Below are 21,217 nucleotides of genomic sequence, written 5' to 3' on the forward strand. Positions count from 1 at the left end.
GATCGGCTGACGCCGACCGTCGGCGTCAGCTCACCGAGTCGAGCAGCCGGGCGGTGTGCATCCGCCCGGCGTACTCGACCAGCCGGATCAGCACCTCCTTTCCCGAGTCGCGGTCACGGGCGTCGCAGAGCACCACAGGCGTGCCCTGGTCGAGGTCGAGGGCGCGTGAGACGTCCTGTGCGCCGTAGGTCCGGGCACCCGAGAAGCAGTTGACGGCCACCACGAACGGGATGTGCCGGTGCTCGAAGTAGTCCACCGCGGGGAAGCAGTCCTCCAGTCGGCGGGTGTCGGCGAGCACCACGGCACCGAGAGCGCCCTGCGACAGTTCGTCCCACAGGAACCAGAAGCGGTCCTGGCCGGGCGTACCGAACAGGTAGAGGGACAGACCGGAGCGGATGGTGATGCGGCCGAAGTCCATGGCGACCGTCGTGGTGACCTTCTGGTCCACGCCGTCGGTGTCGTCCACCAACTGACCGGCCTCACTGAGCAGTTCCTCGGTGCGCAGCGGCCGGATCTCACTGACCGCGCCCACCAGGGTGGTCTTGCCCACGCCGAATCCGCCGGCGACCAGTATCTTCAACGCCAGCGCGGCTGTCTCGCCGTCCTGGACGTCGGAGTCATCGGAGACCATCGATCACTTCTCTCGGGAGGGCCGGCAAACGGGCGGCGGCAACAGGTGGGTCATGGTGACAACTTCGGTTTCTTTCCGAGGACGACTCTCGTCTACAGCGCTCGCAGTCCCTCGATCACCTCGCGCAGAATCCGTTCGTCGGGCAGTTGGGCGGGCGGCACCGGGCGGCTGACGGTGACACAGCCGAGTTCCAGCAGGTCGCCGAGGAGCACCCTGACCACGCCCACCGGCAGGTCGGCACCCGCGGCGAGTTCCGCGACCGACTGTGTCTCCGGGCGGCACAGGTCGATCAGGGCCCGGTGTTCCGGACCCAGCGCGGTGTCCTCGTCGACGCCGGGCGCACTCGCATCCAGCGTGACGAGGGCGATCAGGTCGAAGCGCACCCCGGTGGGGCCGGGTTTGGTGCGTCCGCCCGTCATCGCGTACGGGCGGACGAGCGGACCGGCCTCGCCGTCGTACCACTGGCTGCCCTGCTCCCGCGGGGCGCCCGTCATGTCCTCGGTCATGTGCGTGGGCCTTCTCGCCTCATCCGGCGGCGGGGGGCCGCGCGCCGACGCGGGTAGGCGTGTACAGGTGCTCGCCGACCCGCTTGACCAGTCGTGCCATCTCGTAGCCGACCAGGCCGATGTCGGCGGTCACGGCGGTGAGGACGGCGAGACAGGAGCCGTCACCCGCCGCGGCCACGAACAGGAAGCCGTCGTCCATCTCCACCATGGTCTGACGCACACCTCCGGCACCGAAGTGCCGGCCCGCGCCCTTGGCCAGGCTGTGGAAGCCCGAGGCGACGGCCGCGAGGTGTTCGGCGTCCTCGCGTCGCAGGTCGGTCGAGGCGCCCACGGCGAGTCCGTCGTTGGACAGCACCACGGCGTGCCGAACCTCGCTCACGCGCACCACCAGGTCGTCCAGCAACCAGTCGAGTTCGCCGGACCTCCCCCACTCTCCGCTTCGCTCGAGCGGGGGGACCCCCATGGCGGCTCTCATGCTCGGGTCCTGGATCATTCGGGGTCTCCTTCGATGCTGTCGCTGTCCGCCGGGTAGTCCGGGGCGGCACCGCGGCCGGGCTGCCTGCCGCCGCCGCGGGCCCAGCCGTCGCGGTACGCCGTCATGCGGTCGCGTACGAGTTCGGGGGTGCGTTGGTCGTCGCTCGGGGCGGCGGAGGCCTGGGCCGGCTCCTCGGAGCGCCGCTCGCGCAGTTGGGGGGCGAGGTTCGCCTGCCGTACCCGGCGTGGGAGGTCTTCGGAGTCCTCGGCGGAGTCGTCCGGGGGACGGTGCAGACGCAAGGCGGTGACTCCGGGTGGGGTGTCGGTCGTGGCCCGAGCCGCGGGCGGTGCCGGTGCCACCAGTGCGGGGCGGCCGGCCGGTGCCGGTACGGACTCCTGGTGCTGTGCGGCGGCGGCCACGCGCGCGTACTCGCGTTCCGCGGGCCGCTCCGCGTCCTCCACCCGACGGGGGGAACGTTCCGCCGCGCCGGCGTGGAGCAAGGACGTGGGCAGGAGAACGACCGCGGTGGTGCCGCCGTAGGGCGAGGTGCGCAGGTGCACCTTGATGCCGTGACGGGCGGCGAGCCTGCTGACCACGAAGAGGCCGAGCCGGTCGCTGTCGAACAGGTCGAGTGTCTCGGACTGTTCGATGCGTCGGTTGGCCTCGGCGAGGGTCTCCTTGCCCATGCCCAGACCTCGGTCCTCGACCTCGACGGCGTAGCCGTTGCCGACGGGCTCGCCCGTGATGCGCACGCGCGTGTGGGGCGGCGAGAACTGGGCGGCGTTCTCGATGATCTCGGCCAGCAGATGGGTGAGGTCGGCGACGGCCGCGCCGACGACCGACGCATCGGGGAGCTGACGTACCTCCACGCGCGCGTAGTCCTCGACTTCGGAGACTGCCGCGCGGACCACGTTCGTCAGGGAGACCGACATGCGCCAGGCGCGGCCGGGAGCGGCCCCGGAGAGGATGATCAGGCTCTCGGCGTGGCGTCGCATGCGCGTGGTGAGGTGGTCGAGCCGGAAGAGGTCGCTGAGTTCGTTCGGGTCGTCGGACCGGCGTTCCATGCTGTCGAGGAGGCTCAGCTGGCGGTGGACGAGGACCTGACTGCGGCGGGCGAGGTTGACGAAGACGCCGGAGATGCCGCTGGCGAGTTCGGCGCGCTCCACGGCGGCCCGCAGTGCGGCGCGGTGCACGGTGGCCAGGGCCTCGGCGACCTGACCGGTCTCGTCCTCCGCGGGCGGTCCCGGCGGGGCCTCGGCCTGGACGTCGATCTCCTCGCCGGCGCGCAGTTTCCGCATGGCTTCGGGGAGTTTGCGGCGGGCGATCTCCAGGGCGCCGTTGCGCAGGCTCACCAGCTCGACGACGAGGCCGCGTCCGATGCGTACGGAGATGACGAGGGAGGCGGCGACGGCGACGAGGCCCAGCAGCACCGCGGCACCTGCAGGGGTGAGCAGACCGCGGGTGAACGGGTCGGCCCGGTCAGCGACACCGCGCCCGGCGTCCTCCTCGATCGTCCGCATGCTGTTCTGCACGCGCGCGTGCGCCCTGGTCCACTTGGCTTCCGGAGCCGCCTCGATCGCGTGAGCGCCCGCGCCGACGGCGAGGATCTTGTCCTCGGTGGCACCCACCGTGGCGTAGTCGCTGCCTTCGGCGAGCTGGTGCCAGGCGGCGCGTTCGGAGCCGCGCAGATCGGCGACCGCGGACTCGGTGAGGGCGCGGCGGGTGTCGACGGCGCCGGTGAACAGCCGCAGTCGCTCGCCCGAGAGGCTGCCGGCAAGGCGCGCGGCGGCGAGGACGACGTCCTCCTGGGCCAGCGCTTCGCCTGCACGGGAGAATTCGAGCAGCACGCGCGCGTCGGAGCCGAGTTCGGCGTCCTGGATGCCGGTGAGGGCGCCGCCCACCGCGAAAGCGCTCCCGATGGCCTTCGTGTAGCGGCCATAGGTCTCGTCCCAGCCGGCGCTGCGGTCGAGTACGGCTGTGCGCAGTGAGCGCAGTTGTTCGGCGCCGGTGACGAACGCTTCGAGTCGCTGGGCCACTCCGGCCGGCAACTCCTCGCTGTCCGCGATGGTATTGGCGTCTCCGAGCCGCAGTTCGGCCACCGCCTTGTCCGTGCGGTCGGCGAGCGTCTTCAGGTCGTCGCTCCGCCCGGCCGACGGGTCGGTCGCATGGCGGACGGCGGCTGCCCGTTCGGTCTGGAGCGCGGCCACGGCCGCGGCGACGGGGGTCCGGATCCCTGCGTCCACGCGCTGCAACTGCCGCAGACGGGCAACGTCCTGGGCGGTGGTGACAGTGGCGTACGCCCACAGGGCGAGCAGGGAGACGACCGGCACCATGAGCAGGCAGACGATCTTGGCGCGGACCGTCCGCGGGCGCATCAGCCAGCGTCCCGCGCGCGCGGGTGCGTCGTCCGGTATCGCGCTCACAGAGTCGTCCGGGCTTTCGTCGGCCGGTGGTCCGGCGTGTGCGCGGCGGCCGCGCACGGTGGGCTGGGGCGGCGACTCGGCGCCGGTTGTGGGGGTCCTACGCGGTGTACGCATGGCCTCCTCGCTCGGGAGTGGTTCGGGGCGTGCCGTCCGGGCAGTGCGGGGTACGGGGCACCGCTAGTGGGCCGCGCTCTCGATCGGTCGCTGGGCCGAGGCGGATGCCTGGCGCTCCCCCGTCGTCGGCGACAGCGCGACGAAGGCCGAGGTCAGGAAGAGATAGGACCCGAGGCCGACGGCGAGGGGGAAGATGAACTGCATCGCCGTGGCCCCGGGCAGGGCCGCCCCGGAGGGCGCGACGCGCACGCCCACCGCGAACATCCCGGTGTAGTGCATGCTGCTCACGGCCGCCCCCATGATGAGGGAGGCGATGGTGACGGCGACGGGTGACTTGATGTTGAGGGCCGCCCACAGGGCCGCTGTCGCCGCGACGACGGCGATCAGGACGGAGAGCCCGACGAGCGCCGGGTCGTAGGTGACGTCGCCGTGCAGCCGTACCGCAGCCATGCCCAGGTAGTGCATGCTCGCGACACCGAGCCCGGTGGTCAGTCCGCCGAGGAAGAGTGCGCGGGTGCGGTCTCGGCTGTAGCCGACGGCGAAGACGCCGGCACAGACGACGATCATGGCGACCAGGAGGCTCGCGATCGTGAGCGGCACGTCGTAGCGGATGTCGGTGCCGCTGACACTGAAGCCGAGCATGGCCACGAAGTGCATGGTCCAGATGCCGGTGCCGATCGCGGAGGCCGCGGTCAGGAGCCAGTTGCGGCGCGAGCGTCCGGTGGCGCCGAGCGCGCGGACGGTGCAGCGCAGCCCGAGTGCGGCGCCTATGCAGGCCATCACGTACGACAGCACGGGGGTCAGCCACCCCAGGGCGGCGTGGTCCAGGTGTCCCATGGCTCCGGGACGCTAGTCCGGGCAGGGGCGTACAAAGGGGGCTCAGTTCGAAAACTGTTGGAATATGGCGCAACGGTGCATCTGAACGATCGCGGCACGCTCGAACGTGCGCGCCGCGGCGTCATCCGTGTCGGTGAGGGATCATGCGGAACATGAGCGACGACCACACACACGTCCAGGAGTTCTTCGCCGCCCGCGCCGCCGACTGGGACAGCCGGTTCCCCGACGACGGTCCCGCCTATGCCGCCGCGGTCGCGGACCTCGGACTGCGCGAGGGCGATCGTGTGCTCGACGCGGGCTGCGGCACCGGACGGGCCCTGACGCCGCTGCGTGCGGCCGTGGGGCCCGCCGGGGTGGTCGTCGGGATCGATCTGACCCTGGACATGCTGCAGGCCGCCGTACGGGCCGGACGGGACCGGGACGGGCGGTTGCTGCTGGCCGACGTGACCGCGCTGCCGCTGCGGTCACGGTCGCTGGACGCTGTGTTCGGAGCGGGCCTCATCTCGCATCTGCCCCATCCGGCCGAGAACCTGCGGGAGTTGGCGCGCGTGGTGCGCCCCGGCGGCACGCTGGCCCTGTTCCACCCGATCGGCAGGGCGGCGCTCGCGGCGCGCCACGGCCGGCAGATGACCCCGGACGATCTGCGCGCGGAGCCGAACCTCCGGCCGCTGCTGGCCGGTTCCGGGTGGCGCATGACGTCGTACGTCGACCAGGACGACCGGTTCCTGGCCCTGGCCGTCCGCGAGGGCGACGCCGTCAGGCCGGCCCGGCGACCGCGGCCACGAAGGCGTCAGGGTTGTCGAACATGACGTTGTGACCGGTCCCAGGCACGGCCACGACGCGCACGCCCGCGGCCTCGAAGGCCGGCCGGCGGCCGGGGCTCGGGCACCTTGCTCTCAGCCCCCCGGTTCCTCCGGAGTCGCCGGCGGTTCGGTGGGCGTCGGCCCGGGCGGGGTGAAGAGGACGGCCCGGGCCACGGGTGGAGCGAACAGGGCGGTGACGGGCGCTGAGAGGGTCAGCACGGAGCGGAAGGCGCGCCCCACGACCGGGTCACCGGGGGACCGCTCCATGACCCGACGCAGGTACCAGTCCGCGACGCGGTCCGCGGGCCCGTCGGCGACCGCGGTGCCGACCGCGCCCGGCATCTTGCGGTCCGCCCCGGCGGAGATGTCCCAGGCCTGCCGGGACGCCGCGAGGAGCACCTGCTGCACGCGTCGCGTGGTGGGCGTCCGGCGCCGGTCGGCCAGCGCGCCGCGCAGGGCGACCGCGGTCATCGCGGCGATGGCCATGCCCTGCCCATAGATCGGGTTGAAGGTGCACAGGGCGTCGCCGGTGGCGAGGAACCCGGCCGGGCGGCGGCCGGGCAGGTCGTAGCGGCGGCGGATGTTCGCGGTCCGCCGGTAGCCGAACGCCGGTGAGAGCGGTTCGGCGTCCTCGAGCCACCGGTCCAGGAGTGGATGCTGCAGCCGCTTGGTGTACGTCTCGAACTCGTCGTCGCCCGTGGGCGGTTCGTCGCCACGCAGCCCCGAGACGATGACGAGATGGCTGCCGTCCTCCAGCGGCAGCGCACCGCCGCCGTGGACCTGGTCGGGGCCGGGGTAGACGTAGTAGCCGAGGGTCTCGCCGTCGAGGACGCCCTTCCTGCCGCGGTAGACACGGGAGGCGTAGGCGAGCCCGGTGTCGATGGTCTCCTCGTACGGAGTCTCGGCACCGATCGAAGCGAGCCACTGCGGCGCCTTGGTGCCGCTGCCAGAGGCGTCGACGACCAGATCGGCCTCCAGGGCCCGGTGCTCCGCGCCGGCGCCGCCGGAGCGGTTCCGCAGCAGCACGCCCCGCACCCGGGAGGCATCACCGAGAAGCCCGACGGCATCGGTCCCCTCCACCACGCTGATCACCGGATTGGCGAGAACCCGCCGCCGCACCAGTTCCTCGAGCTGCGCACGGGAACCGGTGTAGATGTGCGTCGTCGCGGTCAGGCGGCGGAACCAGCGGCCGTTCTGCCACATCACCATGTCCGACGGCATGCCCACCCGCGGCGCCCCCGCGGCCCGCAGCTCCGCCAGGAAGCCCGGCAGCAGCGACTCCAGAGCCACCTGCCCGCCCTGCAGCAGAACGTGCGGATGCCGGCCCTGCGGTACGCCGGGCCGTGACCCTGTGCCGTCCGGGAACCGGTCGCGCTCGACGACGGTCACCCGGTCGGCGTATCCGGCCAGGACGTGCGCCGCGAGGAGCCCCGCGAGACTCCCGCCCACGACGACCGCATGCTGCCCGCTCCGACCGCCGCCCTCACCCCGACGGCCCGTTCCTACGGCAGACTTCACCGATCCACTCCCCTGGTCGCCAACGTCGTGAGAAGACACAAGTATCCCGCCCCGCAAGGCGGGTTGACCGCGTTCCGGCCCTTCTGTGCAGACGGATGTCGCCTTCGATCCGACCCCGGTGCGCCCTCACCTCGCCGACCGCTGACGCATCCGCCTGACTGCAGAAAAGCGCCCGGACCTCACCGCCGCGGCGTGGCGTCCTGCTCCGGGGCCGACCTCCGGATCTGTGCGAGCCGTTCGAAGCGCTTCACCGCGCCGTCCCCCTTCTGCCGCCGAAGCTCCAACTCTACGTTGAGTAGCGGAGGATGAACGATCAGCCATGGCAACCACAGGGGGAAGGTGGTCAGTATGTTCGGCAGAGTCCGCAAGTCCTGGGCCGGGTTCGTCAAAGCGTTGCGCGACGAGACGGAGACCGGTCGGGACGCACACTCGCACAACCTGTTCGAGGCAGCCGCCGCATACGTGTCGGCCTGCGCGGAGGACGACCAGGACCGGATCGACGATGCCGCCGGCTGGGTCTCGCCCGAGGCACTGTCGTTCGGGGTGAACGAACTGGCCTGCCGGGCCGTCATCGCGCTCGCCCGGGAGCGCGACGAGTCGCCTCGGACCGTGGCACGGGCGCTGTTGGGGCTTCCGGCGGCCTGACGCACCGGCAGCGGGTGGTCGATTCGCCCCGTCCGGTCCGAGAACTGCAGCTCCGGTGCGCCGGGGAGTCGTGACAAGCGCCTTCCGGGCGCACTAGGGTGCGCGCCGTTGGACGAACAGATGGGGAGACTGGGATGGCCGGGACGGACGAGGACGCCGTCGCCGCCGAGGACGACGCGCTCTATGTGCTGACGGCGGTGCTGCTGACGCCGGCGAAGTTCCCGAGCGTGCTGGGCGACGACTATCCGCAGGCCTGCGCGGCGCTCGGTCTCGCGCCGCTTGCCGACGGGTATGGCCTGGTGCTCGGCCAGGACGGCGAGGGTGCCCGGTGGACGGTCGTCATCGACGACGTGTCGCTGGTCGCCGTCGCCATCGCCTCCTGGGACTGCGGCATGGAGTACGACCTGTCGCCCGACGAACGCACCGTCGTCGCCGGCCTTCCCGGCTGGCCCCTCGCGGTCGCCGTCGCGGCTCCCGGCGTGCCCGCGCCGCACGATCCCGACCCCGAGGTCGCCGACCGTCCCCCGCTGGCGCCGCCGGACACCACCACCTGGGGGCCGGCCCAGCGGCGACTGGGCGCCGACGAGATCGCGCTCCAGTGGGCGATCTGGCGCGAGCAGATCGACGACGCGGCCTTCGCACGTTCGGCCGACGGGGCTTCCGGAACTGCGGCCGACGACGGGTCGCCCGAGGCCACGGGTGGCGCGGAGGAAGCCGAGAAGGAAGGACGCAAAGGGCACGGCGGCATCCGGCGCGTCATGGCGGAGGCCCGCGCCTACGTGGACACGCCCCCGCCCCTCGGCCGCGTGCGGTCGTCCTTCGCCCCCGGCGACGCGAGGATCCTGCGCGCCGACGGTCCCGGCTGGTCACTCGTGGCCAGAACCGACGACATCGCGTTCGTCCTGCTCGACGACGAGCCCGGCGAGGTGCTTCCGGTGGGTCGGGGCCCGGAGCTGCCGGGTCTTCTTGAGGCACTCGACAAGATGGCCGTACGCCCCATCTGAGCCCGGCCGGGCGGCGACGCGTCGGCGCCGGTCTCCTGGCTGACACGGGCACGTCCGCTCGCGGACCCTGCCGGTCGGCAGGCCCGCGAGCGGCTCTGAGGTGGGCTCCTTCGCGCCGGACGGCCCGACCGGGCCGACACGGTGGTGCGTCAGCGGCCGAGCTCCTTTCGCGAGACACGGCGCAGCCTGCGCCGCTGTGAGGGGTCCAGGGTGAGGTACGCGGCCGCCGGGACTCCCAGCACGATCAGGAGCGCGGCCCACCAGGGCAGCCAGATCAACAGGATGAGCCCGACCGCCACACCTCCTGCGGCGATCTTGGCGTTCTTCGACATGTGCGTCGCCTCCTCCGCGGCCACTGCCGCTCTCTGTCCAGAAAAACGGTTCCGCGCCTCCCACGGTTCCGAACCGCGACCCTGAGACGTCCCTGAGACATCCCTGACTCGCTCCCCTACAGCGTCCACCACTCCGTCCGCTGTGGCTGTGTCCGCAGGGGCTCTCCCACCTCGTGCATGTGGCGCAGAGCCTGTCGGTAGGAGTCGACGAGCCCGGTCTCCGCATAGGGGATACCCAACTCCCTGCAGTGGGCGCGCACCAGAGGCCGGGCCAGCCGCAGATGGGGGCGGGGCATGCTGGGAAACAGATGGTGCTCGATCTGGTAGTTGAGGCCGCCGAGGAACCAGTCGGTCACCGCGCCGCCACGGATGTTGCGCGAGGTGAGCACCTGCCGGCGCAGGTGGCCCCACGGCTCGCCGCTCGGGTCCGGCATCTCCATGCCCTTGTGGTTGGGCGCGAAGGACAGCCCCAGGTGCAGGCCGAAGAGGGCGTGGTGGAGGGCGGCGAACGCGAGTGCCCTGCCGGGGGACATGGAGGTGAGCAGCAGCGTCGCGTATCCCACGACATGGCTCACCAGCAGCACGGCCTCCACGGACCGCTCGCCGGGCGACTGACGCCGCAGATCCCGGAATCCCTGGACCTTGAGGGCCACGCCTTCGAGGAGGGTGAGCGGGAAGAACAGCCAGGCCTGGTTGCGGGTGAGCCAGCGCCTGAAGCCCTTCCGGTCCGCCGCCTGCTCACCGGTGAAGACGAGGACGTCGGCGACGACATCGGGGTCCTTGTCGATGTGGTTGGGGTTGGCGTGGTGGCGGTTGTGCTTGTGGTTCCACCAGGAGTAGCTCATCCCGAGCAGCAGATTGGCGTGGACGAGTCCGATGAGGCGGGCGGCTGTCTTGTTGCCGGTGATCTGTGAGTGACCGGCGTCGTGGCCTATGAACGCGGTACGCGCCGAGAACACGGCGAGCAGCGGTGCGAGGAGCAGCGTCCACCAGGAGCCACCGGTCAGGACGATGCCGGTGACGACGGCGGCGAGGGCCAGTGCGTTGAGAGCGATGCGCCGCGCGTACCAGCCGTACCGGCGCTCCAGGAGGTCCTGGCTCTTCACGGTGCGCAGGAGGGGCGTGAACTCGCTTCCGCCCGAGGTGGAGCGGGGCGTCGCCCGGGGGTTGGCTTCGATCGCGGCGGTCTGGGGCATGTCTGGACTCCGGCTCTCTCAGAAACGGGCTGACCTGAGGAAACGTACGGATCCGCGACCTGAGGCGACCATCCGGCAACCCCCCGGGTAGGGCCGGGGGCCAGCACCGCCCGGGGAGGGGGCTGACGACACCTCCGACGAGAAGTGACTCAGGCCACGTGCCGGACTTGCCGGGTGCGCGCTCGACGTGCTGTACCCTCGACGATCCACAAGTAGTCAAATTTGAGGAATACGGCATTTCTGTGCAGAGGATTTCCGCGGGACCCCCCTCCGAGATCTCCGAACTCACCCACTGTTGTGCCGTCTTCGTGCCCGGCGACCCGGCACGCACCGGCAGTGTCGCCTTCTGGCGGCCTGACGGCGAAGTTCCTCCTGCCGTCGAGGCGGGGTCCGTCGAGGACCTGGCCGTCGTCCTGCCCGGTGACGACGGTGTCGAGCTGGTGAGCGTGCCGGCCGTCCTGCTGCCGGTGCACGCCGCGCTGCCGGTGCTCACGCGCGCGCGTGCCTCCGAAGAGACACACCGGGCGCCCGCATTCTGGAGTGCGGCTGCCGTGCTGGCCCTGCACCTCGCGGCACGCGGCCTGCTGCTCCCCGGCCTCTCCCCGCTCGACCACGACGCCTGGCGCACGGGTCCCCTGGGCGCGGCGGACATGGAGCGCATCCGCCGGCTCGCCGCCGCGATGCCGCCCGAGGCGCACGCCGTGCCCTTGGACGGCACCGGCCCCCTGCGCCTGCCCGACCCGGAGCGGCTGCTGCGCGCCTTCCTGGACGCCGTCGCCGACACACTGCCCCGCTCCCCCGCGGCACCGCTGGTGACCGGCGGGCCCGCCTATGCGGCGCGGGAACCGCAGCACCTGCCGGAGCAGCGCGAGTGGGCCGCCGATGTCGCCGCGGGCCATGACTCGGGTGTGCGGCTCTCGCTGCGGGTCGAGGTGCCCGGTCTGGCCGAGGCGCGGGACGACGCGGTGCTGCCGTTCCGGGCCGTGGTGCAGGTGCACAGCGTGAGTGATCCCACGCTCGTCGCGGACGCCGTCGAGGTGTGGACGGGCGCGGCGGGCGGAAGGTTCGGCCCGCGCGCGCGGATGGACGCCCTGCTCGCACTCCGCCGTGCGGCCCGAGCCTGGCAGGCGCTCGCGCCACTGCTCTCGGCGTCCGTGCCGGATGCCGTCGAACTCGGCGACGAGGAGGTCACCGAGCTGCTCGGGGAGGGCGCCCGCAGCCTCTTGAGCGCCGGGGTCGAGGTGCACTGGCCGAAGGAACTGACCCGCGAGCTGACCGCCCGCGCTGTGGTCGGTCCGCCGGACGAGGCGACAGGTCCCGGCAAGGTCTCCGCGGACACACCGTCGTTCCTGTCCGCCGACGCGCTGCTCGCCTTCAACTGGCGGTTCGCGCTCGGTGACCAGCGGCTCACACGCGAGGAACTGGACCGGCTCGCCGAGGCCGACCGCCCCGTCGTACGACTGCGCGACCAGTGGGTCCTGGTCGACCCCGAGGAGGTGCTCCGCGCTCGCGCCCAGCAGGACCGCAAGGTGACACCCATCGACGCGCTGAGTGCCGCTCTGACGGGCTCCACGGAGGTCGACGGCCTCCGGGTGGACGTCCATCCCACGGGCTGGCTGGCGGCACTGCGGGAGCGTCTCGCGGACCCCGAGGCGCAGGAGCCGGTCGCACAGCCCGCCGCTCTCGCCGCCACGCTGCGGGACTATCAGCGGCGGGGTCTGAGCTGGCTGGCCCGGACGACCTCCCTGGGCCTGGGGTGCTGTCTGGCCGACGACATGGGACTCGGCAAGACCATCACCCTGATCGCGTTGCATCTGCACCGGCAGACCGACGCCGAGTCCGCCGGCCCCACGCTCGTGGTGTGCCCGACGTCCCTGATGGGCAACTGGCAGCGCGAGATCGAGAAGTTCGCGCCCGGCACCCCCGTGCGCCGCTTCCACGGATCGCGCCGCAGCCTGGACGACCTGGCCGACGGGGAGTTCGTCCTCACGACGTACGGCACGATGCGCCTGGACGCGCGCCGGCTGGGCGAGGTGCCGTGGGGCATGGTCGTGGCGGACGAGGCCCAGCATGTGAAGAATCCGTACTCCGCGACCGCCCGGGAGCTGCGCTCGATCGGCGCACGCGCGCGCGTGGCGCTCACCGGCACGCCGGTGGAGAACAACCTGTCCGAGCTGTGGGCGATCCTCGACTGGACCACCCCGGGTCTGCTGGGCCGGCTCGGCACCTTCCGAGCGCGGTACGCACAGCCCGTCGAGGCCGGCCTGGACCCGGCTGCCGCGCAGCGGCTCGCCCGGCTCGTACGCCCCTTCCTGCTGCGCCGCCGCAAGTCGGATCCGGGGATCGCTCCGGAACTGCCGCCGAAGACCGAGACCGACCGGGCCGTGTCCCTGACCCTCGAACAGACGGGCCTGTACGAGGCGGTGGTGCGCGAGACCCTCGCGGAGATCTCCCGCGCCGACGACATGGCACGGCGCGGGCTGATCGTGAAGCTGCTGACGGGGCTCAAGCAGATCTGCAACCATCCGGCGCAGTTCCTCAAGGAGGAGCGGCCGACGATCGCCGGGCGCTCCGGGAAGCTGGAGCTGCTGGACGAACTCCTCGACACCGTCCTCTCCGAGGGGGCGAGCGTTCTCGTCTTCACGCAGTACGTGCAGATGGCCCGGCTCGTCGAGCGGCACCTGGCGGCCCGCGGTACGCCCTCCCAGTTCCTGCACGGGGGCACGCCCGTCCACGAACGGGAGGCGATGGTGCAGCGCTTCCAGGACGGTGAAGTCCCTGTCTTCCTGCTGTCGTTGAAGGCAGCGGGCACGGGGCTGAACCTCACCCGGGCCGAGCATGTCGTGCACTACGACCGCTGGTGGAACCCGGCCGTCGAGGCGCAGGCCACCGACCGCGCGTACCGCATCGGCCAGACCCGGCCCGTGCAGGTGCACCGGCTGATCACGGAGGGGACCATCGAGGACCGCATCGCCGAGATGCTCAGCCGCAAGCAGGAGTTGGCGGACGCGGTACTCGGCGCGGGCGAGGCGGCGCTCACGGAACTGACGGACGCGGAACTGGCCGATCTGGTCGAACTGCGAGGGGGCGCACGATGAACGAGTACGAGGGTGACCCGGAGCGCACGTTCGCCGCGCTGCCTCCCGCGCACGGGACGGGTTTCGCGCAGACGTGGTGGGGCCGGGCCTGGCTGAAGGCCCTGGAGGACACGGCACTGGACTCCCAGCAGGTGAAGACGGGCCGCAGACTCGCGCGTGCGGGAGCCGTCGGCGCGGTGTCGGTGCGTCCGGGGCGCATCACCGCGGTCGTCCAGGACCGCGACGGCACCGCCCGCCGGGCGGACGTGCTGCTGGCGGAGCTGACCGGCGAGCAGTGGGACCGCTTCCTCGACATGGCAGTCGAGCGGGCCGGGCACGTGGCGGCGCTGCTGGATCGCGACATGCCGCCGCACCTGGTCGAGGACGCGGCAGCGGCCGGCATCGAGCTGCTGCCCGGCGTGGGCGATCTGGAGCCGGAGTGCGACTGCGACGCCTGGGACCACTGCGGACACACCGCGGCTCTGTGCCACCAGGTGGCGCGATTGCTGGACCAGGACCCGTTCGTGCTGCTGCTGATGCGTGGACGGGCCGAACGCGCCCTGCTGGACGCTCTCCAGGAGCGCAGCGCCGCGCCGGCCGAGGAAATCGCCGAACCGGTGGGCGTGGATGCCGCGGAAGCGTACGCGGCCGGGGAGGTCCTGCCGCCGCTGCCCGCTCTGCCCGAGTTCCCCGAGGAGGCCGGCCCGCCTCCGGCGCTGGACACCGAGGCCCCGCCGGCACCCGGCATCGAGCCGGCAGCCCTGGAGTTCCTGGCCGCCCGGACGGCTGTGGAGGCCCAACGCCTGCTCGCCGAGGCTCTTGGAGCCGGTCCGGAACCGCATGGGGGCGAAGCGGAGCTGGCGGTGGCTCAGGATGCCGTGCGCCTGGCCGCAGGCAGCCCCGGGGAGGCCGTGCTGGACCGGCTGGCCGACGGATCCGGGCGCGGCAGGGAGCAGCTGGCCCTGGCCGTGCGTGCCTGGCGGCACGGAGGCGCGGCCGCGCTGTCGGTGTGCGAGGAGGAGTGGACCGTAGAGGGCGAATCACTCGCACGCGCGCGTGCCGCCCTGGACTCCGCCTGGGAGGAGGAGGAACGGCCGACGCTGCGGGCGACGGCGAACCGGTGGACCGTCGACGGCGCGAACGGCCAAGTGCGGCTGGGCCGTGACGGCCGTTGGTGGCCGTATCGGAAGGAGGGCGGCCGCTGGGTGCCCGCCGGTGGGGCTGCCCAGGATCCCGCGACCGCGCTGGCTTCGGCGGCGGCCGGCTCCGAGGAAGAGCCCTCCTGAAGGGGCCGCCTCCGGAGCAGGGCTCCCTGGGAGCGGTGCGCCGCGGCGAAGGTCTTCGAAGGCTGCGGCGTGCGGCGTCGGTCCGACGAGTGGCCGACGTCGCGCGTTCACCTGGCGGTCGTACCCCGTTCCGTGCGAGGCCCAAATCTGGCCGCTGTCAGTGAACTTGCCCCTCAGGAGGCCCCATGTCCCCGTACGCCACCGGCCGGCGCCGAGTCCACCGTTCCGGCGCGGCGGGCGCACCCCTCGCCGTGCTGGCCGCTCTCGTGGTGGCCTCCCCGGCCGTCGGCGTCCCGGCCGGGGAGGCGCGGGTCGTGCGTACGGCGACGCTCGGCGACATCCCGCTGGGCGCGTTCAGCAACGCGTTGCTGCCCGGCACGGTGGGCGACGACCGGGGCGTGGATCTCGGCGGCATCGGCAGTGACATCTATCCGGCGGGCCGCCAGGGCGAGTTCTGGACGATCACCGACCGCGGACCCAACGGGCAGATCAAGGTGGACGGCGCCAAGCGCCGCACGTTCCCGGTGCCGGGCTTCGATCCTGCGATCGTGAAGATCCGCGTGTCCGGCGACTCCGTGAAGGTGCTGGACGCCATCCCGATCACCACCACCTCCGGCAAGCCGGTCACGGGCCTGCCGAACCAGGAGGGGCGCGACGAGGCGCCGTACTCCTATGACGCGCGGACTCCGGTGTCGTCCAACCCGAACGGCCTGGACACCGAGGGCATCGTGCGGGCCGCGGACGGGAGTTTCTGGCTCGCGGACGAGTACGGGCCGTCCCTCATCCACGTCTCCGCGCGCGGGAAGGTACTTACGCGGTACGTGCCCGAGGGACTGAATCTCACGGGGACGGACTACCCGGTGGTGGAGGCGCTGCCCTCCGTTCTGCTGCACCGCAAGATCAACCGCGGCTTCGAGGGGCTCGCCCGACTGCCCTGCGGTGACCTGGTACTGGCCGTCCAGAGCCCGCTGTCCCTGCCGGACACGGAGTCCGGAGAGGCCTCTCGCACCACCCGCCTGCTGCGTTTCTCGCCGAAGAAGAAGGCGGTCACCGCCGAGTACGCGTACCGCTTCGACCCCGTCAACGTGGTGGATCCGAGCGAGGACGACACCTCCGAGCTCAAGATCTCCTCGGTGGTGGCCGTGGGCGGGAACCGGCTGCTGGTCGAGGAGCGCACCGACAAGGCTGCGCGGCTCCAGCTCGTGCGCCTGGACCGCGACGCGAACATCCTGGGCGGCAGGTGGGACGACGACACGACATCTCCGTCGCTGGAGCAGCTCGACGACCCGGCGGCCTCCGGGGTACCGGTGCTCGCCAAGCGCCTGGTCGTCGACCTGGGCACGGTCGCCGGGGTGCCCGGGAAGATCGAGGGCGTCGCGCGCGTGGACCACGACACGCTCGCTCTCATCAACGACAACGACTTCGGGATGACGGACGGCGCGGGCGCGTTCGACGCGCAGGGTCGACTGGTCGACAGTGGGGTGGAGACGACGGTGACGTACGTACGGCTGCCGTATGGCATCTGACGTCGAACGAGGTGGGTACGGCCGTCCGACGTCGGCTTATTGCTAGGGGAGCACGTCCCCGAGTGACGGGATCAGCGATTCGAGGTCGCTCGGGAAGTCGCTCGGCAGCTCGGTGGGGAACTGCGACGGCAACTCGGTGGGCAGGGTGCTGGGGAGCTCGGTCGGGATGCTGAAGGACGGCGAGGGAGAGCGGCTCGTGCTCGCGCTGCTCTCGGCGGGCGGCTTCTCGTCGGGCGAGTCGTCGTTTCCCGCCGCCATGAGGACGACCGCTGCGACGGCCACGGCCGCCAGCACGAGCACGGCCAGCAGGACGAACAGCGGGTTCCGGCGCTTTCCGGGGCCACCCGGTGGTCCGCCCGGTTCGTCGGTCGGGTTCATCGGCTGAGTCGACGAGTAGCCACCGTGTGACGCATCGCCGTACGGCGACGAACCGCCGTACGAGGTCGGTGCACTGTGGGTCGGTCCGTTATGGCCGAAGCCTTCGGGTGGCGGTCCGAAACCGTCGCCCGGAGGCGGCGTGTCACCCGGTGGCCCGGGCGGCTGAGGCGGTACGGGCGGCATGGCCATACCGTCCAGAGTCGCCTCGAAGCGGGCAAGGCGCGAGCCCCGCGCGGAGGTTGATACGGCCTCATGCCTTGGATCGCATGATTCCGGAACATTCCGCGCGAGGTCGCTCAAGAGCCGACGTCCCTCGAGAACGGCAGCTCCGCCGAGAACCGCAGCTCCGTCAAGAACCGTGGCCCCTCAAGAGCCAAGGTTCCTCAGCAACTGAGGTTCTTCAGAAAACTGACGGCACGCGCGCGTGCGTTCAGCCACGCGCGCCCAGCAGGTGATCCATCGCCAGCTGGTCGAGGCGCTCGAAGGCCATCCCGCGCGCGGCGGCCGACTCCACGTCGAAGTCCTCGAAGGCGCCACGGTCGGCAAGGAGGGCCTTCAGGCCGTCGGCCGCGGTGGGCTGGGCCAGCTCGTCCAGACGCGAGGCGCGCAGGGCTTCCTGGACCTCCGGGTCGCCGCGGAAGGCGGCCGCCCGCTCCTTGAGGATGAGGTAGTTGCGCATGCAGCCCGCGGCCGACGCCCACACGCCGTCGAGGTCCTCGGTCCGCGGCGGCTTGAAGTCGAAGTGCAGAGGGCCGTCGTAACCGGCGCTCTCCAGGAGGTCGACCAGCCAGAACGCGGCGCGCAGGTCGCCGCCGCCGAAGCGCAGGTCCTGGTCGTACTTGATGCCGGACTGGCCGTTGAGGTCGATGTGGAAGAGCTTGCCCGCCCACAGGGCCTGCGCGATCCCGTGCGGGAAGTTCAGGCCGGCCATCTGCTCGTGGCCCACCTCGGGGTTCACGCCGTACAGCTCGGGACGCTCCAGGCGCTCGATGAACGCCAGCGCGTGGCCGACCGTGGGCAGCAGGATGTCGCCGCGCGGCTCGTTCGGCTTGGGCTCGATGGCGAAGCGCAGGTCGTAGCCCTGCTCGGTCACATACTCGCCGAGGAGGTCGAAGCCCTCCTTCATGCGGTCGAGAGCGACGCGTACGTCCTTGGCGGCGCCGGACTCGGCACCCTCGCGCCCGCCCCAGGCGACGTAGGTCTTGGCGCCCAGCTCGGCCGCCAGGTCGATGTTCCGGATCGTCTTGCGCAGGGCGTAGCGGCGCACGTCGCGGTCGTTCGCGGTGAACGCGCCGTCCTTGAAGACGGGGTGCGTGAAGAGGTTGGTGGTCGCCATCGGCACCTTCATGCCGGTCGCGTCGAGAGCCTCCCGGAAGCGCTTGATGTGCGCCTCGCGCTCGGTGTCCGAGGACCCGAAGGGGATCAGGTCGTCGTCGTGGAAGGTCACGCCGTGGGCGCCGAGCTCGGCCAGGCGCTGCACCGTCTCGACCGGGTCGAGGGCACGCCGCGTGGCGTCGCCGAACGGGTCCCTTCCCTGCCAGCCGACGGTCCACAGGCCGAAGGTGAACCTGTCCTCGGGGGTGGGCTGGTAGTTCATGCCGCGGCTCCTTGCGTGCTGAGACTATTTCGTCATGGCCGTTTACAAATTAGTATGCGAACGCATCTCTGGGAAGACAGACCCCGCAGAGCCGCGGAAAAACTTAGGGAGATCCCGATGTCAGCAGCCGAGGGTCCGCTCGTCGTCGGCGTAGACACGTCCACGCAGTCCACGAAGGCACTGGTCGTCGACGCGGCGACCGGGCAGGTCGTCGCGAGTGGCCAGGCCCCGCACACGGTGACCGCCGGGACCGGCCGCGAGAGCGACCCGCGTCAGTGGTGGGACGCCCTGTGCGAGGCCCTGCGCCAGTGCGGGGACGCGGCGCGCGAGGCGGCCGCGGTGTCCATCGGCGGACAGCAGCATGGGCTCGTCACTCTGGACGCGCGGGGCGAGCCGGTACGCCCGGCCCTACTGTGGAACGACGTGCGCTCGGCGCCGCAGGCCCGGCGGCTGACCGAGGAGCTGGGCGGCGCCAAGTTCTGGGCCGAACGCACCGGCTCCGTCCTCGCCGCCTCCTTCACGGTCACGAAGTGGGCATGGCTGGCCGAACACGAGCCGGAGGCCGTCCGGGCGGCCAAGGCCGTACGCCTCCCCCACGACTACCTCACCGAACGCCTCACGGGGCAGGGCACGACCGACCGCGGCGACGCGTCCGGGACCGGCTGGTGGGCCTCGGGGACGGAGTCGTACGACCCGGAGATCCTCGCCCATGTGGGGCTCGACCCGGCCCTGCTGCCGCGGGTGGTCCGGCCGGGCGAGGTGGCCGGCACCGTGCGCGACGGCCACGATTTGCCGTTCTCCAAGGGCACCCTGGTCGCCCCCGGCACCGGCGACAACGCCGCCGCCGCACTCGGCCTGGGCCTGCGTCCCGGCTCGCCGGTGATGAGCCTCGGCACCTCGGGCACGGTCTACGCCGTGTCCAAGCGCCGCCCCACTGACCCCACCGGCACCGTGGCGGGCTTCGCCGACGCCCACGGCGACTGGCTGCCCCTCGCCTGCACGCTGAACTGCACGCTCGCGGTCGACCGGGTCGCGACCCTGCTGGGCCTCGACCGCGAGGCGGTGGAGCCCACCGCCGACGTCACCCTGCTCCCCTACCTGGACGGCGAGCGCACCCCGAACCTGCCGAACGCCTCGGGAATCCTGCACGGGCTGCGCCACGACACGACCGGCGGCCAGCTCCTGCAGGCCGCGTACGACGGTGCCGTGCACGCGTTGCTCGGCGCACTCGACCTGGTCCTCGACGAGGACGCGGACCGCTCGACCCCGCTGCTGCTGATCGGCGGCGGGGCCCGGGGCACGGCCTGGCAGGAGACCGTACGACGGCTCTCGGGGCGCCCCGTCCAGGTGCCCGAGGCCAAGGAACTGGTCGCGCTCGGCGCCGCGGCTCAGGCCGCCGGCCTGCTGACCGGCGAGGACCCGGCCGCGGTCGCCCGGCGCTGGAACACGGCCGCCGGTCCGGTGCTCGACGCCGTGCAGCGGGACGAGGCGACGCTGGCCAGGATCACCGGGGTACTCTCCGACGCGGCGCCGCTGCTGGAGCGGGGGACGGGAGACCACTGACGGCGCCCCCGGCGTGCCCCCTCGACCGCCCGACCGACGGGTGACCGACACCGACACCGACCAAGGACGGACGGAGGCATGACCGCACCGCTGCACGAGGCCCACCCGGCCGGACCCGGCCGTACGCTGCCCGACACCCAGCAGGGCATGCGCCGCCGCAACCTGGCCCGCGTGATGCACACCGTCAGCGCCGAGGGGCCGCTGTCCCGTGCCGCCGTCGCCTCGCGCATCGGTCTGACCCGTGCCGCGGTGTCGACCCTCGTCGACGAGCTCATACGTTCGGGACTGCTGGAGGAGCTGGGCCCCGAGCGGCCCGGCAGGGTGGGCCGGCCGGGGTCGGCGCTCGCCGTCAGCGGGCACGGCCCCGCCGGGATCGGCGCCGAGATCGGCGTCGACCACCTCGCGGTCTGCGCGGTCGACCTGCGCGGAGAGGTGCGGTCCAGGGCCGTGCGGTACGGCGCGAACCGCGGCCGCGCCGCCGGACCGGTGATCGAGGAGCTCGTCGGGCTGGTGCGTCGGGTGGTCGGCGAGGCGGAGAGCGAGGGCCTGTGGCCCGCCGGGCTCGCCGTGGCCGTGCCCGGGCTGGTGGCGCGCGACGCCCGTACCGTCGTACGCGCCCCGAACCTCGACTGGAACGACACGGACCTCGGCGCTCTGCTGCCGTCCGACTTCCCGCTGGCCGTGGGCAACGAGGCCAACTTCGGCGCGCTGGCCGAACTCTGGCTCGGTGACGGCACGCCGCGCGACTTCCTTCACGTGTCGGCGGAGATCGGCATCGGCGCGGCGGTCGTGGTGGACGGGCGGTTGCTGCACGGAACACGCGGGTTCGCGGGCGAGCTCGGGCACGTGCCGGTCCGGCCGGACGGGCCTGCCTGTGCGTGCGGCGGGCGCGGGTGTCTGGAGCAGTACGCCGGCGAGGAGGCGGTGCTGCGGGCGGCGGGTCTGGAGCCGGGCGAGGACCGCGTCGGGCTGCTCGCCGGGCGCGCCGCGGACGGCGACGAGGACGTGCGGCGGGCGCTGCGTGACGCGGGAGAGGCGCTCGGCATAGCGCTGACCGGGGCGGTCAACCTGCTCGATCCGCAGGGTGTCGTGCTGGGTGGTGCGCTGGCCGGGCTCGCCCCGTGGCTGCTGCCGTCCCTGCGGGAGGAGCTGGCGCGGCGCACGGCGGGACCGGCATGTCCGGTGTCCGTGTCACGGCTGGGATCCGAGGGGCCGTTGCTGGGGGCCGCCCATTCGGTGATCCGGGCCGTCCTCGACGACCCGGCAGCCGTGGCCGAACGGGCCTGATTCGTGGCCGACTTCACTC

17 protein-coding genes and 2 pseudogenes are annotated in these 21,217 nt (G+C 72.4%); 8 read left to right on the forward strand and 11 right to left on the reverse strand.

Annotated elements, in window-relative coordinates; translation table 11 throughout:
- Positions 1-25: 25 nt before the first annotated feature.
- The 5 genes from QFZ76_RS08100 to QFZ76_RS08120 form a co-directional block, all read right to left on the reverse strand.
- Complete coding sequence (locus QFZ76_RS08100) at positions 26-631, reverse strand: ATP/GTP-binding protein (protein WP_266444260.1); 606 nt, start codon at positions 629-631, stop codon at positions 26-28.
- Between the two features lie 92 nt (positions 632-723).
- On the reverse strand, positions 724-1,137 hold the full coding sequence (locus QFZ76_RS08105) for a DUF742 domain-containing protein (protein ID WP_266444257.1): 414 nt from the start codon (positions 1,135-1,137) through the stop codon (positions 724-726).
- A gap of 19 nt (positions 1,138-1,156) precedes the next feature.
- On the reverse strand, positions 1,157-1,630 hold the full coding sequence (locus QFZ76_RS08110; protein WP_266444253.1) for a roadblock/LC7 domain-containing protein: 474 nt from the start codon (positions 1,628-1,630) through the stop codon (positions 1,157-1,159).
- Complete coding sequence (locus QFZ76_RS08115; RefSeq protein ID WP_307673078.1) at positions 1,627-4,149, reverse strand: nitrate- and nitrite sensing domain-containing protein; 2,523 nt, start codon at positions 4,147-4,149, stop codon at positions 1,627-1,629. Before QFZ76_RS08115 ends, QFZ76_RS08110 begins: the two co-directional genes overlap by 4 nt.
- 63 nt (positions 4,150-4,212) lie before the next feature.
- Positions 4,213-4,986: an MHYT domain-containing protein gene (locus tag QFZ76_RS08120; protein WP_266444248.1), complete on the reverse strand. Its 774-nt coding sequence runs from the start codon at positions 4,984-4,986 to the stop codon at positions 4,213-4,215.
- A gap of 152 nt (positions 4,987-5,138) precedes the next feature.
- On the opposite strand from QFZ76_RS08120, the pseudogene QFZ76_RS08125 reads away from it, so the two are divergent.
- Positions 5,139-5,735, forward strand: a pseudogene (locus QFZ76_RS08125) (class I SAM-dependent methyltransferase); the annotation flags it as partial.
- A 7-nt stretch (positions 5,736-5,742) separates the two neighbouring features.
- Here the strand turns inward: QFZ76_RS08125 and QFZ76_RS08130 are convergent.
- Together QFZ76_RS08130 and QFZ76_RS08135 are read right to left on the reverse strand one after the other, a co-directional pair.
- Positions 5,743-5,856: pseudogene (locus QFZ76_RS08130) on the reverse strand (alpha/beta hydrolase); the annotation flags it as partial.
- A gap of 26 nt (positions 5,857-5,882) precedes the next feature.
- A complete protein-coding gene (locus QFZ76_RS08135) occupies positions 5,883-7,238 on the reverse strand; it encodes an NAD(P)/FAD-dependent oxidoreductase (RefSeq protein WP_307679959.1) in 1,356 nt (451 codons plus the stop codon).
- 417 nt (positions 7,239-7,655) lie between these two features.
- On the opposite strand from QFZ76_RS08135, the gene QFZ76_RS08140 reads away from it, so the two are divergent.
- Positions 7,656-7,952, forward strand: a complete 297-nt coding sequence (locus QFZ76_RS08140) for a hypothetical protein (RefSeq protein WP_307673080.1) — start codon at positions 7,656-7,658, stop codon at positions 7,950-7,952.
- Positions 7,953-8,086: 134 nt separating this feature from the next.
- Entirely contained in the window at positions 8,087-8,956 is an 870-nt protein-coding gene (locus QFZ76_RS08145) for a hypothetical protein (RefSeq protein ID WP_307673081.1), read from the forward strand.
- Positions 8,957-9,105: 149 nt separating this feature from the next.
- Here the strand turns inward: QFZ76_RS08145 and QFZ76_RS08150 are convergent, their stop codons facing one another.
- Both QFZ76_RS08150 and QFZ76_RS08155 read right to left on the reverse strand, forming a co-directional pair.
- Positions 9,106-9,288 (reverse strand): hypothetical protein, encoded by a 183-nt coding sequence (locus QFZ76_RS08150; RefSeq protein ID WP_189697265.1) that lies wholly within the window; start codon positions 9,286-9,288, stop codon positions 9,106-9,108.
- A 116-nt stretch (positions 9,289-9,404) separates the two neighbouring features.
- Entirely contained in the window at positions 9,405-10,484 is a 1,080-nt protein-coding gene (locus QFZ76_RS08155; protein ID WP_307673082.1) for an acyl-CoA desaturase, read from the reverse strand.
- Between the two features lie 242 nt (positions 10,485-10,726).
- Here QFZ76_RS08155 and QFZ76_RS08160 point away from each other — a divergent pair, with 242 nt between their 5' ends.
- The 3 genes from QFZ76_RS08160 (at position 10,727) to QFZ76_RS08170 (ending at position 16,373) form a co-directional block, all read left to right on the forward strand.
- Positions 10,727-13,582, forward strand: coding sequence for a DEAD/DEAH box helicase (locus QFZ76_RS08160; protein WP_307673083.1), 2,856 nt, complete (start codon positions 10,727-10,729; stop codon positions 13,580-13,582).
- Positions 13,579-14,847: an SWF or SNF family helicase gene (locus QFZ76_RS08165; protein WP_307673084.1), complete on the forward strand. Its 1,269-nt coding sequence runs from the start codon at positions 13,579-13,581 to the stop codon at positions 14,845-14,847. The genes QFZ76_RS08160 and QFZ76_RS08165 overlap by 4 nt, the downstream gene beginning before the upstream one ends.
- A 185-nt stretch (positions 14,848-15,032) precedes the next feature.
- Positions 15,033-16,373, forward strand: coding sequence for an esterase-like activity of phytase family protein (locus QFZ76_RS08170; protein ID WP_307673085.1), 1,341 nt, complete (start codon positions 15,033-15,035; stop codon positions 16,371-16,373).
- Positions 16,374-16,415: 42 nt separating this feature from the next.
- Here QFZ76_RS08170 and QFZ76_RS08175 read toward each other — a convergent pair whose 3' ends face one another.
- Together QFZ76_RS08175 and xylA are read right to left on the reverse strand one after the other, a co-directional pair.
- Entirely contained in the window at positions 16,416-16,751 is a 336-nt protein-coding gene (locus QFZ76_RS08175) for a hypothetical protein (RefSeq protein ID WP_307673086.1), read from the reverse strand.
- Positions 16,752-17,181: 430 nt separating this feature from the next.
- Positions 17,182-18,348 (reverse strand): xylose isomerase, encoded by a 1,167-nt coding sequence (xylA, locus tag QFZ76_RS08180; protein WP_266444222.1) that lies wholly within the window; start codon positions 18,346-18,348, stop codon positions 17,182-17,184.
- A 117-nt stretch (positions 18,349-18,465) separates the two neighbouring features.
- On the opposite strand from xylA, the gene xylB reads away from it, so the two are divergent.
- Together xylB and QFZ76_RS08190 are read left to right on the forward strand one after the other, a co-directional pair.
- Positions 18,466-19,911: a xylulokinase gene (gene xylB / locus QFZ76_RS08185; RefSeq protein ID WP_307673087.1), complete on the forward strand. Its 1,446-nt coding sequence runs from the start codon at positions 18,466-18,468 to the stop codon at positions 19,909-19,911.
- Positions 19,912-19,989: 78 nt separating this feature from the next.
- Entirely contained in the window at positions 19,990-21,198 is a 1,209-nt protein-coding gene (locus QFZ76_RS08190; RefSeq protein ID WP_307673088.1) for an ROK family transcriptional regulator, read from the forward strand.
- The last annotated feature ends 19 nt before the right edge of the window (positions 21,199-21,217 follow it).

The organism is Streptomyces sp. V4I2 (assembly GCF_030817655.1).
Lineage (GTDB): Bacteria > Actinomycetota > Actinomycetes > Streptomycetales > Streptomycetaceae > Streptomyces > Streptomyces plumbiresistens.

Bases quoted from the DNA above. Each gene is read 5' to 3' on its own strand.
- QFZ76_RS08165 (WP_307673084.1), top strand. From the start codon at position 13,579: ATGAACGAGTACGAGGGTGACCCGGAGCGCACGTTCGCCGCGCTGCCT.
- QFZ76_RS08140 (WP_307673080.1), top strand. From the start codon at position 7,656: ATGTTCGGCAGAGTCCGCAAGTCCTGGGCCGGGTTCGTCAAAGCGTTG.
- QFZ76_RS08110 (WP_266444253.1), bottom strand. From the start codon at position 1,630: ATGATCCAGGACCCGAGCATGAGAGCCGCCATGGGGGTCCCCCCGCTC.
- QFZ76_RS08100 (WP_266444260.1), bottom strand. From the start codon at position 631: ATGGTCTCCGATGACTCCGACGTCCAGGACGGCGAGACAGCCGCGCTG.
- xylB (WP_307673087.1), top strand. From the start codon at position 18,466: ATGTCAGCAGCCGAGGGTCCGCTCGTCGTCGGCGTAGACACGTCCACG.
- QFZ76_RS08105 (WP_266444257.1), bottom strand. From the start codon at position 1,137: ATGACCGAGGACATGACGGGCGCCCCGCGGGAGCAGGGCAGCCAGTGG.
- QFZ76_RS08190 (WP_307673088.1), top strand. From the start codon at position 19,990: ATGACCGCACCGCTGCACGAGGCCCACCCGGCCGGACCCGGCCGTACG.
- QFZ76_RS08175 (WP_307673086.1), bottom strand. From the start codon at position 16,751: ATGAACCCGACCGACGAACCGGGCGGACCACCGGGTGGCCCCGGAAAG.
- QFZ76_RS08150 (WP_189697265.1), bottom strand. From the start codon at position 9,288: ATGTCGAAGAACGCCAAGATCGCCGCAGGAGGTGTGGCGGTCGGGCTC.
- QFZ76_RS08145 (WP_307673081.1), top strand. From the start codon at position 8,087: ATGGCCGGGACGGACGAGGACGCCGTCGCCGCCGAGGACGACGCGCTC.
- QFZ76_RS08115 (WP_307673078.1), bottom strand. From the start codon at position 4,149: ATGCGTACACCGCGTAGGACCCCCACAACCGGCGCCGAGTCGCCGCCC.
- QFZ76_RS08170 (WP_307673085.1), top strand. From the start codon at position 15,033: ATGTCCCCGTACGCCACCGGCCGGCGCCGAGTCCACCGTTCCGGCGCG.
- QFZ76_RS08120 (WP_266444248.1), bottom strand. From the start codon at position 4,986: ATGGGACACCTGGACCACGCCGCCCTGGGGTGGCTGACCCCCGTGCTG.
- xylA (WP_266444222.1), bottom strand. From the start codon at position 18,348: ATGAACTACCAGCCCACCCCCGAGGACAGGTTCACCTTCGGCCTGTGG.
- QFZ76_RS08155 (WP_307673082.1), bottom strand. From the start codon at position 10,484: ATGCCCCAGACCGCCGCGATCGAAGCCAACCCCCGGGCGACGCCCCGC.